Here is a 14,438-nt window from a genome sequence, read left to right as displayed (position 1 = left end):
CCGGACAGCGAGTCGGTTAAGTAGTCATAGAACCGCCACACGGGATGTGCGACGGAGCCTTGGAACGCCTTACGGTCGGCGGGACATGCCCGCTTGCGGAACGCTTACGACGACGTGCGGGCGGCTAACACCCCGACCACACGCTGGACGACATCCTCGATCCCTATTCCGCTGGTATCGATCAGCACGGCGTCTTCGGCCGGCCGCAATGGCGCCACCACCCGCTGCGCATCACGGGCATCTCGAGCCATGATCTCGCGCAGCAGGTCGTCAAAGATAACCGAAACACCCTTTTCCATCAACTGTTTATGGCGACGGCCCGCACGTTCTTCGGCACTGGCGGTCAGAAACACCTTGAAGGCGGCATCGGGGAAGATCACCGTGCCCATGTCGCGCCCGTCTGCGACCAGGCCGGGCGCGCGCCTGAATGCGCGCTGGCGCTCTTTCAGCGCGCTGCGCACCTCGGGAATGGCGGCAATTGCCGAAGCCAGCGCCCCGGTGGTTTCCAGGCGCAGCTCGCCAGTGGCATCGACGCCGTTGACCAGTACCCGCAGCCCCGCCTCGCCCGCGTCGTCGAACTCCACCTTGGTATCGAAGGTGCAGCGCACCAGAGCGGCCGGGTCGGAGACGTCCAGATCGGCCCAGCTCGCCGCCACGCCCACGGCGCGATACAGTGCGCCCGAATCGAGGTAATGCCAGCCCAGCCGGGCGGCCACGATCCGGCTCACGGTGCCCTTGCCGGCGCCGGAGGGACCATCGATGGTAAGGACGGGCGAAAGGTCGGTCATTCAGGTTTCCGGAAGGTCATCAGCCGGTAGTGTAGCGCCGCTCGCAGCGATTGCGATGCAACCACTTGAAAGCACGACGAAAAGCCGGTTAGAATTGCCGGCTTAATTCCGGGTGCACCCTCGATTGCGGGCACTCTTCCATCGAATCCAACCGTTTACGCCGAGGTGTGCCATGAAAGTCCTGTCCTCCCTGAAGTCTGCGAAGACCCGTCACCGCGACTGCAAGGTGGTCCGCCGCCGCGGCAAGGTCTTCGTGATCTGCAAGTCGAACCCGCGTTTCAAGGCGCGTCAGCGCTAAGCTTTCGCCACGCGTGCAAGACCCGAGAAAGCCGCCTCCGGGCGGTTTTTTCTTGGCCGATGCTTCACGCCGGCGATGGCTACATGCAGGCTGGAGTGTGTCGGGGCATGGCGGGCTTGGCGCGGCATTCAAACTGACCGACATCCGGCGCGGCGTTGGGTAACACCGCCCTGCAGGCACGCCCGTCCTGAGTTTTTGCTGTAATCCCATCCGAATCTTGTCCACTGGGGAGTAGATGACATGCGCAACCGTTTGTTTGTCCTGCCGCTGATCGCACTGATGGGGATCAGCGCCGTCGCGTCGGCCGATACGCTGCTGGTGGACCGGGTACAGCAAAAGCCTGCCGCGGCCCTGCCCCTGCGTGGCGACAGCATGAGCCAGGTCGAAGGCCGTTACGGTGCGCCGCAGGAAAAGCTGGAACCGCGCGGCGGCCAGAAGCGCCAGTGGCCGACGATCCACCGCTGGGTGTATCCGGCCTTCACCGTGTACTTCGAAAAGAGCCGGGTGATCGACGTGGTGGCCAATCAGGCCGATGCCAACGAGATCGGTCCCAAGCCACCGATCAGGTGATCGGGTGGCGTTCGAGCGCCATCGGATGGTGGCTGCAACGCTGGTCTGATCCAATGATGCGCGGGATACGATCACTGCGCGCTTCATGCAACGGCGATGTCGTGCAGCACACCCCGGATGCAGGCAGATTGCGAGCGTCGATGCGAGTTACCCGCACGCGCCGATTTGAGGCGAGTCCCTCGCAAGCGCCCGCACATCCATGTGCGGGGATTTGAATTAACAGCCTGGGCTTGCCTGGGCATTGATGGGTAATTTTCAGGTATGACCGATAGCGTCCGCTTTCCCGCCGAGTGGGAACCTCAATCCGCCGTGTTGATTGCCTGGCCGCATGCGGGCACCGATTGGGCCGAGCGCCTTGCCGAGGTGGAAGAGACCTATATCGCGCTGGTCACGGCGATTTCCCGCTTCGAGCCGGTGATCGTGTGCGTGGCCGATGACGATCTGCAGATCTACGCGGAAGCGCGGCTGCGCTCGGCGCGGGTGGACATGGCGCGGGTGCGTTTCGTGATTGCGGCCTACAACGACACCTGGCTGCGCGATTCCGGCCCGATCACGCTGCGCCAGGATGGCGGCTTCCGCCTGATGGATTTCCGTTTCACCGGCTGGGGCGGCAAGTTCGAGGCCAGCCTGGACGATCAGCTGGTCACTTCGCTGGATGCGGCGCAGGTGTTCGTGCCCTCGCAGGTGCAGACGGTCGACTTTGCGCTGGAAGGCGGCGCGATCGAGACCGATGGTGCCGGCACATTGCTGACCACCTGGACGTGCCTGCACGAGCGGCATCCGCAGCGCACGCGCGATTCGCTGAGTGCCGACCTTGCCGCGTGGCTGGCGCAGGACCGCGTGCTGTGGCTGGATCATGGCTACCTGGAAGGCGACGACACCGACGCGCATATCGACACGCTGGCACGCTTTGCCGGCCCGGATGCGATCGTCTACCAGGGCTGCGATGTGGCCACCGATTCGCACTACACCGAACTGCAGGCGATGGGCGCCGAACTGGCGGCGTTGCGCACCGCCGATGGGCAGCCGTATCGCCTGTTCGTGTTGCCATGGGCCGAGCCGATCCTGGATCAGGGCCGGCGCCTGGCCGCCTCGTACGCCAATTTCCTGATCGTCAACGGGGCGGTGCTGATGCCGGCCTACGGCGACAAGGCCGATGCGAGCGCGCAGGCGGTGCTGGCCGAAGCGTTTCCGCAGCACACCATCGTGCCGGTGCCGTGCCGCCCGCTGATCTGGCAGAACGGCAGCCTGCACTGCCTGACCATGCAGCTGCCCGCCGGTTTGCTGGCGGGCTGATCCATTCCTGTTCCGGCCGGCAGGCCGGTGTTACGCCATCGCGCGCTACCTTAGTGCGCCACTTCGCTGGACCAATCGCCATGACCCGTCATCTCCTTCCCGTCGCGCTGATCCAGGAGCGCAACCACGGCGACGCCGAGGCCAATCTGGCCATCATCGAATCGCGCGTGGCCGAAGCCGCCGCGCAGGGCGCCAAGCTGGTGCTGTTGCAGGAACTGCACAACGGTGCGTATTTCTGCCAGCACGAGTCGGTGGACGAATTCGACCTGGCCGAGCCGATCCCCGGCCCCAGCACCGAGCGTCTGGGCGCGCTGGCCAGGCAGCATGGCGTGGTGCTGGTGGCTTCGTTGTTCGAGCGCCGCGCGGCCGGGCTGTATCACAACACCGCGGTGGTGTTCGAAAAGGACGGCCGCCTGCTCGGCAAGTACCGCAAGATGCATATCCCGGACGATCCGGGCTTCTATGAGAAGTTCTACTTCACCCCGGGCGATCTGGGCTTTGCGCCGATCGATACCTCGGTCGGCCGGCTGGGCGTGCTGGTGTGCTGGGACCAGTGGTACCCCGAGGCCGCGCGCCTGATGGCGCTGGCCGGTGCGGAACTGCTGCTCTACCCCACCGCGATCGGCTGGGATCCGGACGACCGGCAACCCGAGCAGGAGCGCCAGCGCGATGCCTGGGTGCTCAGCCATCGCGGCCATGCGGTCGCCAACGGGGTGCCGGTGCTGTCGTGCAACCGCGTCGGCCATGAGCCCTCGCCGCTGGGCGCGTCGGGCATCCAGTTCTGGGGCAACAGCCATGTGCTGGGGCCGCAGGGCGAATTCATCGCCGAAGCCGGCCAGGACCCGACCGTGCTGGTGTGCGACGTCGACCTGCAGCGCAGCGAACACGTGCGTCGCATCTGGCCGTTCCTGCGCGATCGCCGCATCGATGCGTATGGCGATCTGCTCAAGCGCTACATCGACTGACCGCATGCCAGTCGAGTTGCGCAAGGCTGGCGCTGTCCGCGGCAAAGCCGTGCTTGGCGAGCTGATCGCACGCGGCAAACAACGCAGCGGTCGACCGATGATTGCGGTGATCGGCGATGCCGACACCCTGGCATCGCGACGGCTGCATGAACGTTTTGGTTTTCGCACGGTCGGAATGTTCACCGGTAACGGCCGCACGCATGGTCGCCGGCTGGACGGCGTGCAGTTGCAAGGCACGCCCGGCTCCGGCGACACCGCCCCTCCTTCTGATGAATGACCCCATGACTGAGCAGACCACCCACGTTCTGGACGATGCGCTGTCCGGCCAGCCGCATCGCATCGTCGAACGCGATGGCGTGCGCTATACCTTGCTCGGCACCGCGCATGTGTCACTCGCCAGCGTGGCTGCGGTGCAGCGGGCGATCGGCAGCGGCCGCTACGACGCGGTGGCGGTGGAACTGGACGCACAGCGCCTGCAGGCGCTCAGCGACCCGGATGCCCTCGCCCGGCTGGACCTGGTGCAGGTGATTCGCAAGGGCCGGGTGGCCTTGTTTGCGGCGAATCTCGCCCTGGCCGCCTACCAGCGCCGTCTGGCCAAGCAGCTCGGCATCGAGCCGGGCGCGGAGTTGAAGGAAGCGGTGAACCTGGCACGCGCGCAAGGTCTGCCGGTGCACCTGATCGATCGCGAAGTCGGCCTGACCTTCAAGCGCGCGTCCGGGCGGCTGGGATTCTTCGGCAAGATGAAACTGGCCGGTGGCCTGCTCGGTGGGCTGTTCGCGGCCGACGAGGTGGGCGAAGAGGAAATCGAGAAGCTCAAGCAAGGCGACATGCTGGAGGCAAGCTTCGGCGATTTCGCCAGCGAAAGCCCGGAACTGTACGAAACCGTGATTGCCGAGCGCGACCAGTACATGGCCACGCGCCTGCGCGAGGAAGCCAGGACGGACCAGCGCGAGATACTGGCGGTGGTCGGCGCAGGACACCTGGCCGGTCTTGCGCGCCACCTGGAACAGGATACCGACGCGCCCGGCCCATTGCGCGAGTCGCTGGAGTATGTGCAGCAGCGCAAGCGCATTCCGTGGATCACGCTGGGCATTCTGGCGATCATCATCACCGGCATCGGCATCGGGTTCTGGCGCGGCGGCCTGAGCATGGGCGCGGACCTGTTGTTGCAATGGGCGATGTATACCGGCGGCCTGGCCGCGCTGGGCTGCCTGCTGGCCGGCAGCCACCCGCTGAGCATCCTTACCGCGGCGGTCGTGGCGCCGTTCAAGCCGTTCCGCCTGAGCGTGCCGACCGGCGCGTTTGCCGCGCTGGTCGAGGTGCACATGCGCAAACCGGCCTATGGCGATTTCCTGTCGCTACGCGACGATGCGCAGACCTTGCGTGGCTGGTACCGCAACCGCGTCTCGCGCGTGGTGCTGACGTTCCTGCTGACCAACGTCGGCAGCATGGCCGGTGTATGGCTGGCGGGTGTGCAGATCTTCAATCGCCTGCACGGGTGATTAAAAAAGCCGTCACGGCGTGTGGTCTATCGACGCCTTGTAGGAGCGCATCTGGGCGCGACGGGCGTTATCGGTAATGCCGTCGCGCCCAGGTGCGCTCCTACGTGTGGTCGAGTTACGGAGTAGCTGGCTGATCGGGCGCCAGCTGCAGGCGTACCCAGACGCCGTAGTGGTCCGAGGCCCAGCGCCCCGCGGCATACGGCGTGTCGAACAGGATGCGTGCTTCGCGGGCGAGCAGGCGCTTCTGCTGGAAGAACACATGGTCGATACGCGCCGGCTTGTCGAAGACATGCAGGTTCAAGGTGCTCACGGTGGCGTCGCTATTACGATGCACACTGCCGTAGCTGTCGCCATAGCCCTTGCGTAGCGCCTCCAGATCCAGGGCATCGGCGGCGGTGTTGAAGTCGCCGGCAATCACGACCGGTGCCTGATTGCTGGTGGAGGAAATGAAATCCAGCAGGTCCGCGACCTGGCGCGTGCGCGTGGCCGTGCCGCGTGCATCGGCACGCTCGTTGAGATGGGTGACGTAGACGTTGATCGGCTGGCCGTCGATGTCGACCTGCAGATGCGCGGCAACGCGGTAATCGTCCAGCGGCTGCAGCAGGCGCTGATGCCGGGCCAGCACCTTGCGCCGGCTCAGCAATGCGTTGCCGTAGCGCTTGGGCGCATCGACCGGGTCGACAGAGACAAAACTGTAGGCGTACCCCAGCTTGCGCGCCAGCCAGGCGGCCTGGTTCTCCACGCTGCCGCGGCGTTCGATCACTTCCTGCAGCGCGATCACGTCTGGCGCCAGTTGCCTGAGTTCCTTGGCGATATGGGCACGACGCGCCGGCCAGTCTTCGCGGTCGTGATGCAGGTTGAGCGTGACCAGGGTCATCTCGCGCTGCACTGCGCTGGTCGATGGCACTGCCCGGGATGCGGGTTCTGCGCGATCGGGCCTGTCGACCTGCACAGGTTGCGCGGCCTGCACGGCCTGCACGGCCTGGGTCGCCTGCGTGGCTTGTACGGCAACTGGGCACGGCAGCAGCGCCGCCAACACGACCGGCCATCCCGCACGTCGCCACGCCGGCGCTGCCCAGGCCGGTCGGGGTGCGTCAGTCATTGCGTGGCGCGCTCGGCCCGCCGCACCGCGCTGGGCACATCGATCTGCACGTTGGCCGGCAGCTGTTGGATCCGCAATTCGCCGTTCTGCCACTCGGCCGATTCGCCATTGATGCTGGCCTTGCCCGGCGTGCCCTGGTACGGCCATGGCAACACCACCCCGCCCGGCGGCAGGATCAGCCCCGGCTGCAGTTGCAGCACCAGCTGTTTGTCGGTGCGCTGCAAGGTGTAATTGAGGCGCCCATACGGGGTGCGCAATTCGGCGATGCCGATCCCCTTGCCCTCGAACCAGCGCGTCGGCGTGCCGGCAGCGATGACCAGGCTGGCGTCGGATTCGCGCCCGTAGGCGAACATGTCCAGCACCGAGCGCACGAAATCCGAGGCGACCCAGGCATGCGGCAGGTCGCCGACGAAGAACGGCGTACGCGGCGTACGCGAGACCACCTCGGCCCACTGGTTCCAGGGTTGCGGCGCGCGGTCCTTGAAGAAGAACGCGGTGGCATCCCAGGCGCGTTCGCGCCAGCCCAGGCGCACGAACGCGGCCACGTTGCGCCATTCGTAGGGTGTGTAGTCCTTCCATTCGCGCTTGCCGTCGCGGCGGTCGGAAAACTCCTTCCAGTAGCGCTCGAAGGTATTGCTCAACAGGTCCTGCGGCAGGCGTTGCTGCTCGCCCCCCGGTGCCAGTGCGATGGTGGTCGAGGTCGCATCGAAGTCGCCCAGCTCGGCCGAGCCGGGCAGGAAATCCAGGGAGTGCTGGCGCACCGTCGCACCCAGCGAGGCGATCAGGTCGCCACTGAATTCGTCGCGTGCAGTGCTGAAGCGGGCGACCTCGTCGGGCTTGTCGAGCGCGCCGGCCAGCATCACCACGTCCTTGTAGCCGCGCAGCGCCCAGAAATTGTCCCAGTACGAATGCACCGGCTTGGCCGAATAGCCTTCGTGGCTGATCGACACCGGCATCATTCCGTAGAAGGCCGGGTTGCGCATGAAGTTGTCTTCGGTGCGCTCGCTGGCACGCAGCGTTTCCATGTAGTCGTACGCACCGGTCACGTGCGGCCACATCCTTTCCAGGAATGCCTTGTCGCCGGTGTAGCGGTAATACTCGGCGATGTTGAAGATCAGCTCGCCGTGGCTGTCGTTCTCCGGCACCGGGTCGCTGCCGCGGTCATCCACGCAGCACGGCACCATGCCATCGGCGAACTGGTATGGCGCGAACCAGTCGACGTATTCGCGCACCACGTCCTCGCGACCGAGTCGCAGCAGGCCTTCGGAAATCATTGCGCCGTCGCGGATCCAGCTGCGTGAGTAGGAACGCGTCCCCGGCTGCAGACGCGGGCCGATGCGCGAGATCAGCATATGCGCCAGCGCGGTGCGCAAGGTGTCGATCACCGGCTTGCCTTCGGCCGGCACGCTGATGCGCACGCGATCGAGCTTGCTGCGCCACTGCTGGGCCACCTGCTGTTGTGCCTTGTCGGCATCGAAGCCGGCCGGCAGCTGCGCGGTGCCGGTCTGCGGAATCACCAGCGCCACCTCGCGCCGTTGACCAGGCTCCAGCTTCCAGCGATACAGCAGCACGCCCGAGGCCAGGCCGGTCTCGTCCTTGACCTGGGTGATCGCCGGCGGCGTGGCGGCGGTGAGATGGCTGACGTCCATGCCACTGTCGAAGGCACTGGCAAAGCCGGCATCGGGAGGTTGCGCGGCGAATACGCGCGGCTTGCCGTTGACGCTGACCTGTGCGCCCTGCACCGCCAGCTGGTCGATCCGGCTGACACCGCCCAGGGTGTTGAGGAACTGGGTCGGCGGATTGACCTGGAACGGACGCACCGCCAAGGCCAGGGTGAACTCACGCGCGTCCTTGCCGGTGTTGTGCAGCTGATAGCGCGCGACCAGTTGCGCCTGATCGGGCGTGCCCTGCACGAATGCGGTGACGCGCAGATTCATCAGGTCGTGATGCCAGTCGACGCTGGGAATCGGCAGGTAGTCGTCCTGCAGGCTCTGCTCGCTGCTGACGTCGGACCAATGCAGCAGCTTGCCGCCGGTGACCACGAACGGCTCGATACTGAAGCCGCCCTTGCCCACTTCCACCGCGCCGTCCTCGCCGATCAGGCCCTGCTCGGTACCGCCATCCAGGCCCACGATGGTCCAGTACGGCTGCTCGCCGGAGAAACCGCGCGGATAGCTGCCGCGCGGCGCCTGCGCGGCCAGCGATTTGATGAATTCGTTCGGTGTGGCGGCGAAGGCCAGCGGCTGCAGCTGGACTTCCTTGATGCCGTAGCGCCAGTTGGGGCCGTCCTTGAGATCGAAGCGCAGGTAACGTGCCTCGGTATCGGGCAAGGCCAGCCAGTCGGTGCCGCCGGCACCGGCGGTGACGGTGCGCAGATCGCGCCAGCGGCGCCCGTCGCTGGACGCGCGCACCACGTATTGCGAGGCCTGCAGGCCAGGAACCCACTGCACCACCGCGCCACCGAATTCGCGCACCTTGCCCAGATCCAGCGTGACGGTCTGCTGCTTGACCGCGCCACTGAGCCAGAAGGTGTCCGGCTTGCCGTCGGCCAGGCGTTGTTCCAGCGCGGGCGCGGTGTCGGTGATGGCCTCGGCCTTCAACGGCGAGGTGTCTTCCGGCGGCAGCGGCGTGAGCGTCAGACGGTCGAAGCACACCGTGCCCTTGCCGCCGACCTTGTTGTAGATGGTGAACTCGACATCTGCGCTGCTGCGCAGTTGCTTGTCCTGGCCCGGGCCCCAGGCCTTTTCGATGTTGCGCTTGCGATAGCCGACGGTGGTCCAGGCCTTCGGGAAGTTGAAGCCGGGCCGGTTGACCCACCACACGTTGTCGCCGCTGGCATCGATCAGCTTGACCTGCAGGTCGTTGGATGGCGAATCGCCGCGCAGCGAAAAGCCGATGCGGTAATTGTCCGGATAGGTGATCGGCAGGTTGCGGCGGATACCGACATAGCCGGACACGCCATTGAAGTTGTAGTCCAGGCACAGGGCGTGGCCGCCGGAACTGGTGGCTACCGGCCGCAGCGAACCACTGACCTGGTTGGACACCACCAGGCGCCAGGCGCCGATGTCGTTGAAGCCGTCGAGCACGCGCTCCTGCGCCTGCGCCGTGCCCGCAAACGTCGCAACAGCGGTCATGGCAAACAGTCGCAGGAACACTGGTTTCACCCCTTCACACTCCCCAGCAGAAGACCTTGGATGTAGTAACGCTGCAGCGCCACGAACAATAGCAGCACCGGAATCACCGTCACCACCGCGCCGGCCATCATCAGCTCCACGTCCATGATGTGCTCGCGCGACAGCGCCGCCAATGCCACTGGCAAGGTGTACTGCTCCTGGTCGGTCAGCACGATCAGCGGCCACATGAAGTCGTTCCACGAGCCCATGAAGGTGAAGATGGTCAAGGTGACCAGCACCGGCTTGAGCATCGGCAGCACGATCTGGAAGAAGATCCGCATCTCGCTGGCGCCATCGATGCGGGCGGCTTCGATCAGCTCGTCGGGAATGCTGCGCGCGTACTGGCGCACCAGGAAGATGCCGAACACCGTCGCCAATGCCGGCACTACCACCCCGCCGATGTTGTTGACCAGATGCAGCTGCTTCATCAACAGGAACAACGGCAGCATCGCCACCTGCGCAGGGATCACCAGCGCGGCCATCAGGATCTTGAAGATGCGCTCGCGGCCGACGAATTGCAGCTTGGCGAACGCATAGCCGGCCATGGTGTTGATCAGCAGCGAGCCGAGCGTGATCAGCCCGGACACCATCAGGCTGTTGGCGAAGTTGCGCGCCATGCCGGTGCGCGCGAACAGCTCGTGGTAGTTGGCAGTGGTGAACGCCGAGGGCAGCATCGGCGGCGGGAAGCGGCTGGCCTCGCCGGTGGGCATGAACGACACCGACAGCATCCACAGCAGCGGCGCCAGGCTGACCAGCGCCAGCACCAGCAGGCCACCGTTGATCAGCACGGCATTCCAGCGCGATTGGCCGACATCACGACTCATATCAAATCCCTCTTGCGGCCAAAGCGCAGCATCACGGTGGTCACCGCCAGAATGATCAGGAACAGCAGGAACGCCACCGCCGACGCGCGGCCGAGGTTCCACCACTTGAAGCCTTCCTCGAACATGAAGTACAGCACGCTCACGGTGCTCTGCAATGGGTCGCCGCGGGTCATCACATAGGGTTCGGCGAACAGCTGGAAATAGCCGGAAATGGTGATCACCCCGACCACCATCAGCACCGGGCCGAGCATCGGCAGGGTGATATGCAGGAACTGCTTCCAGCGCGAGGCGCCATCGATGCGCGCGGCCTCGTACAGGTCCTGCGGGATCGCCTGCAGGCCGGCCAGGAAGATCACCATGTTGTAGCCGAAGTTCTTCCACACCGCGAACAGCATGATGGTCGGCATCGCCCAGCGCGGATCGCCCAGCCAGTCGATCGGGGCGATGCCCAGATGGCTCAGGCCGAAGTTCACCAGGCCGTACTTGATGTGGAACAGATAGCGCCAGATCACCGCCACCGCCACCAGCGTGGTCACCACCGGAGCGAACAAGGCGGTGCGGAACAGGGCCTTGAAGCGCGAGGCCTTGGCGTTGAGCAGCAACGCGGCGCCCAGCGACACGCCGATCGACATCGGCACGCCGAGCAGCACGAAGTACGTGGTGTTCCACAACGACTTCCAGAACAGCGGCGTCTGCAGCAGGTCGATGTAGTTGCCCAGGCCGACGAAGCGCAGGTGGCTGCTGTCGGCCAATGCATACAGGTCGAAGTCGGTGACGCTGAGCACCAGCGCGGCGAACACCGGCACGCCGAAGAACATGCCCAGCACCAGGATCGACGGGGCGGCGAACACCCAGCCGGCAACGGAATTACGCTTCATCATCGTGCCGCTCCCTTGCCTGCTGCCGGCGCTGGCGCTGCGGCGGGTGTCGCCGCAGGCATTGCGGATTCACCGGCCGGACCGACATGCCCGCCCTCCTGTTCGAAAATCCAGCGGCGCTTGGCCAAGATCTCGTCCACGCGTTTATCCAGCTCCTGCACGGCGGCCTCGTGTGACTGACCGCCACGCACCACGCGCTCGGTCACCAGGCGCATTTCCTGCACGATGCGCTCCCACTCCAGCACCTTGGGCGTGGCCTTGACCCGCTCCAGCTGGTCGCCGAAGGCATGCGCCAGTTCGTCGTTGGCCAGCGAGGGCAACTTCCAGGTGCTGCGACGCGGCGGCAGGTCGCCGATGATGGCGTGGAAGCGCGCCTGCACCTGCGGCTGCGACAGGTATTCGATCAGCTTCCAGCTGGCGTCCTTGTGCTGCGACGACTTGAAGATCACCAGGCTGGAACCGCCGGCGATGCCCGCGCCCAGGCCATTGGGCCCCGGCAGCGGCGCAGTGCCCCACTTGCCTTCCATGCCCGGCGGCTGGCGCAGCTTGAACTCGCGCACGTTCCACGGGCCAGACAGGTAGAACGCGTAATAGCCGTTGAAGAACTCGTACCAGACATTGGAGACCTGGGTCTCGGAGACCTTCGGCGCCCAGCCCTTCTGGTACATGGTGTCGTAGAAGCCCAGCGCCTTGCGGAAGCCTTCGCCGCGGAAGTTGCCGTAGTTGTCGTGGTCACGCAGCAGGCGGTCGTCCTGCTGCAGTGCGAACGACAGCTGCTGCTCGAACTCGTTGAGCGGCATCAGGATGGCGTAGCGGTCCGGGCCGACCTTGCGCTTGATCGCCGCCATCACCTGTTCCATCTCGACCCAGGTCTTGGGCATCTGGCTGTAGCCGGCCTCGCGCAGCAGGTCCTTGCGATAGAACAGCAGCCGGGTGTCTACATACCACGGCACGCCATACAAGGTGCCGTCGACCAGGTTGGTGTCCCACACGCCGGGGAAATAATCCTGCGGGTCGACGATCCTGGAACGCGCCACGTACGGCTGCATCGGTTCCAGCGTGTCCAGCAGGGCGAACTCCGGCAGCCAGGTGTTGCCGAGCTGGCACACGTCCGGCAAGCCGTCTGCGGCAAAGGCGGTCAGCAGCTTTTCGTGCGCCGCCGTCATCGGGATGTTCTGCACATCCACGTGGATACCCGGGTTCTGCTTCTCGAAGTCGGTCACCAGCTCGGCGACCACTTCGGCCTCCTTGCCCATGGCCCAGAAGCGCACGGTGGTCTTGCCTGGATCGGAGCGTTCGCATCCGGCCACACCCAGACAGAGTGTGGCGGACAGTATCAACAGTTTCAAAAGGCGCACGGATTACTCGGGTTTGGGGCGTTGCGTGGAGTTTTGGCGTTGCGAGGGGTCTTGCTGGGCCTGGGCAGCGGCGGCACGCGACTCGGCCATGCCCAGCGAACGCGCGGCGGCCTTCTGCTCGTCCTTCTGCGGCGCCGGCTGCGGCTCGCCTTCGGGGGTGAGCCAGCCGCCGGTGAAGCCGGCGCGTTCCAGACCGGCCCGGATGTAGGGGTTCTTCTTCATCACGGTCCAGACGAATTCGTTCTGGTAATTGGCGATCATCGCCAGGATCGGGCCCTGGTCGATGGCGATGTAATCGCTGGCCACCCAGCCGCGGTCCGGCACCATGCGCCCGGTCTTGAGCGGGATGTCGTAGTTGAAGCTGGGATTGAACGAATCCAGAAAGCCGTAGCTCGAGTACAGGAAGTCGCCATAGCGCTTGTGCATCTCCTCGGTGGCCGGGATCACCACTTCCGGGGCGAACACGATCGAGGAAATCGCCGCCGACGGCACGATGGTGCCGTCGTCGAAATTCTCGCGCAGGCCGGCGCCACGCGAGGAGTAATGGCGGAACTGGCGCTGCTCGCCACGGTATTCCTGGCTGGTGTTCTGCGGGCCGTCGCCGGCGGTCAGACCCCAGACGTTCTCGCCGTAGTCCTTCCACTTCATCGGGTTGTCGATGGCGTAGTCGCGCTGGGCCAGGGTGGCGCGGCGGCTGTTGAGGAAATAGTCGATGCCGCGTTCGCGCATGTACTGGTCCTGTATATCGCGGAAATCGATCCAGACATGGCTGTATTGGTGACCGAACAGCGGGCCGAAGGACAGGTATTCCTGGCCCTGGTAGACGCCCCAGTCGTTGTTGTAGGTGCGGGTCCAGCTGGTCCACGCATCCACATCCACGCCGTGGGTCGGCGAGCCGAGCGCGAGGATGTACAGCATCATCGCCTCGTTGTAGCCCATCCAGTCGTGGTCGATGAAGCCGCTCTCGGGGAACCAGCCCATCGAGATCAGCGGTGCGCGTTGCTGCAGCCAGCGCCAGTCCACGCGCTTGTACAGCGTATCGGCGATCTGGCGGATCTCTTTTTCGCGCGGGTCGTCGCCGTCGTAGTACGACTGGGTGAACAGCACGCCCATCATCAGCAGCGCGGTATCCACGCTCGACAGCTCGACCCAGCTGTCGTAGCGGTTGCCCTGCTGCATGTCCAGAAAGTGGTAGTAGAAGCCCTTGTACCCGGCCCTACCGGTCCGCTGCGGCCCCATCGGCGCATCACGGAAGAATTTCAGTGTGGTCAAGGTACGGTCGATCGCCTGATTGCGACTGACCCAGCCATTCTCGATCCCGATCGGATACGCGGTCAGCGCGAACCCCACCGAGGCGATGCTGGCGAACGGGCGCGACGGAAAGCGGTCCGGCGACAACCCATTGAGTTCGTTGGTGGTGTCCCAGAAAAACTGGAAGGTGCGACGCTCGATGTCCGAGAACAGCGGCGGAAGCGCCGGTTTGACCGGCTTGGGTGGCAGCTGTGCTTCCACCAGGATGACTTTCACCGGTGCCTTCTTTTCGGCCACCTTGGGCTCCTCTGCCTGTTTGCAGGACGCCAGCACCAGCGCGCCCAGCAATAGTGGAATCGTCAACCAATACGAAGTCCTGCCCCTGTTCATCCGCCCCCCACTCGTGTAATCGATTACATCTCGCACGCCAACC

12 protein-coding genes and 1 pseudogene are annotated in these 14,438 nt (G+C 65.3%); 6 read left to right on the top strand and 7 right to left on the bottom strand.

Annotation, left to right across the window (positions count from 1 at the left end; genetic code table 11):
• Positions 1-104 precede the first annotated feature (104 nt).
• The gene (cmk, locus tag EO141_RS16115) at positions 105-788 is read right to left on the bottom strand and encodes a (d)CMP kinase (protein ID WP_127169680.1); all 684 of its coding nucleotides are present in this window, start codon (positions 786-788) and stop codon (positions 105-107) included.
• Between the two features lie 172 nt (positions 789-960).
• Here cmk and ykgO point away from each other — a divergent pair, with 172 nt between their 5' ends.
• From ykgO to EO141_RS16085, 6 genes and pseudogenes are all read left to right on the top strand, one after another.
• Positions 961-1,086, top strand: coding sequence for a type B 50S ribosomal protein L36 (gene ykgO, locus EO141_RS16110; RefSeq protein WP_005913193.1), 126 nt, complete (start codon positions 961-963; stop codon positions 1,084-1,086).
• 240 nt (positions 1,087-1,326) lie between these two features.
• A complete protein-coding gene (locus EO141_RS16105; protein ID WP_104582527.1) occupies positions 1,327-1,656 on the top strand; it encodes a hypothetical protein in 330 nt (109 codons plus the stop codon).
• A 261-nt stretch (positions 1,657-1,917) separates the two neighbouring features.
• A complete protein-coding gene (locus tag EO141_RS16100) occupies positions 1,918-2,952 on the top strand; it encodes an agmatine deiminase family protein (protein WP_127169679.1) in 1,035 nt (344 codons plus the stop codon).
• 80 nt (positions 2,953-3,032) lie between these two features.
• The gene (locus EO141_RS16095) at positions 3,033-3,917 is read left to right on the top strand and encodes a carbon-nitrogen hydrolase (RefSeq protein ID WP_127169678.1); all 885 of its coding nucleotides are present in this window, start codon (positions 3,033-3,035) and stop codon (positions 3,915-3,917) included.
• A 16-nt stretch (positions 3,918-3,933) separates the two neighbouring features.
• A pseudogene (locus tag EO141_RS16090) lies at positions 3,934-4,194 on the top strand (phosphinothricin acetyltransferase); the annotation flags it as partial.
• Positions 4,195-4,198: 4 nt separating this feature from the next.
• Positions 4,199-5,419 (top strand): TraB/GumN family protein, encoded by a 1,221-nt coding sequence (locus tag EO141_RS16085; RefSeq protein WP_206514813.1) that lies wholly within the window; start codon positions 4,199-4,201, stop codon positions 5,417-5,419.
• Between the two features lie 115 nt (positions 5,420-5,534).
• On the opposite strand, the gene EO141_RS16080 is transcribed toward EO141_RS16085, so the two are convergent.
• From EO141_RS16080 to EO141_RS16055, 6 genes are all read right to left on the bottom strand, one after another.
• Positions 5,535-6,455, bottom strand: coding sequence for an endonuclease/exonuclease/phosphatase family protein (locus EO141_RS16080; protein WP_164739252.1), 921 nt, complete (start codon positions 6,453-6,455; stop codon positions 5,535-5,537).
• A gap of 62 nt (positions 6,456-6,517) precedes the next feature.
• Complete coding sequence (locus EO141_RS16075; protein ID WP_164739248.1) at positions 6,518-9,655, bottom strand: discoidin domain-containing protein; 3,138 nt, start codon at positions 9,653-9,655, stop codon at positions 6,518-6,520.
• 26 nt (positions 9,656-9,681) lie between these two features.
• Positions 9,682-10,518: a carbohydrate ABC transporter permease gene (locus tag EO141_RS16070; RefSeq protein WP_115046520.1), complete on the bottom strand. Its 837-nt coding sequence runs from the start codon at positions 10,516-10,518 to the stop codon at positions 9,682-9,684.
• Complete coding sequence (locus tag EO141_RS16065; protein WP_104567381.1) at positions 10,515-11,399, bottom strand: sugar ABC transporter permease; 885 nt, start codon at positions 11,397-11,399, stop codon at positions 10,515-10,517. Before EO141_RS16065 ends, EO141_RS16070 begins: the two co-directional genes overlap by 4 nt.
• Positions 11,396-12,754 carry a sugar ABC transporter substrate-binding protein gene (locus EO141_RS16060; RefSeq protein ID WP_127169674.1) on the bottom strand — a complete coding sequence of 453 codons (1,359 nt, stop codon included), beginning with the start codon at positions 12,752-12,754 and terminating at the stop codon, positions 11,396-11,398. Before EO141_RS16060 ends, EO141_RS16065 begins: the two co-directional genes overlap by 4 nt.
• A 3-nt stretch (positions 12,755-12,757) precedes the next feature.
• Positions 12,758-14,395 (bottom strand): glucoamylase family protein, encoded by a 1,638-nt coding sequence (locus tag EO141_RS16055; protein WP_104582520.1) that lies wholly within the window; start codon positions 14,393-14,395, stop codon positions 12,758-12,760.
• Between the last annotated feature and the right edge of the window lie 43 nt (positions 14,396-14,438).

The sequence above is a fragment of the Xanthomonas sp. BRIP62415 genome (assembly GCF_003993515.1).
Classification (GTDB): Bacteria; Pseudomonadota; Gammaproteobacteria; order Xanthomonadales; family Xanthomonadaceae; genus Xanthomonas; species Xanthomonas euroxanthea.
This window is presented reverse-complemented; position numbering and strand designations above follow the sequence as displayed.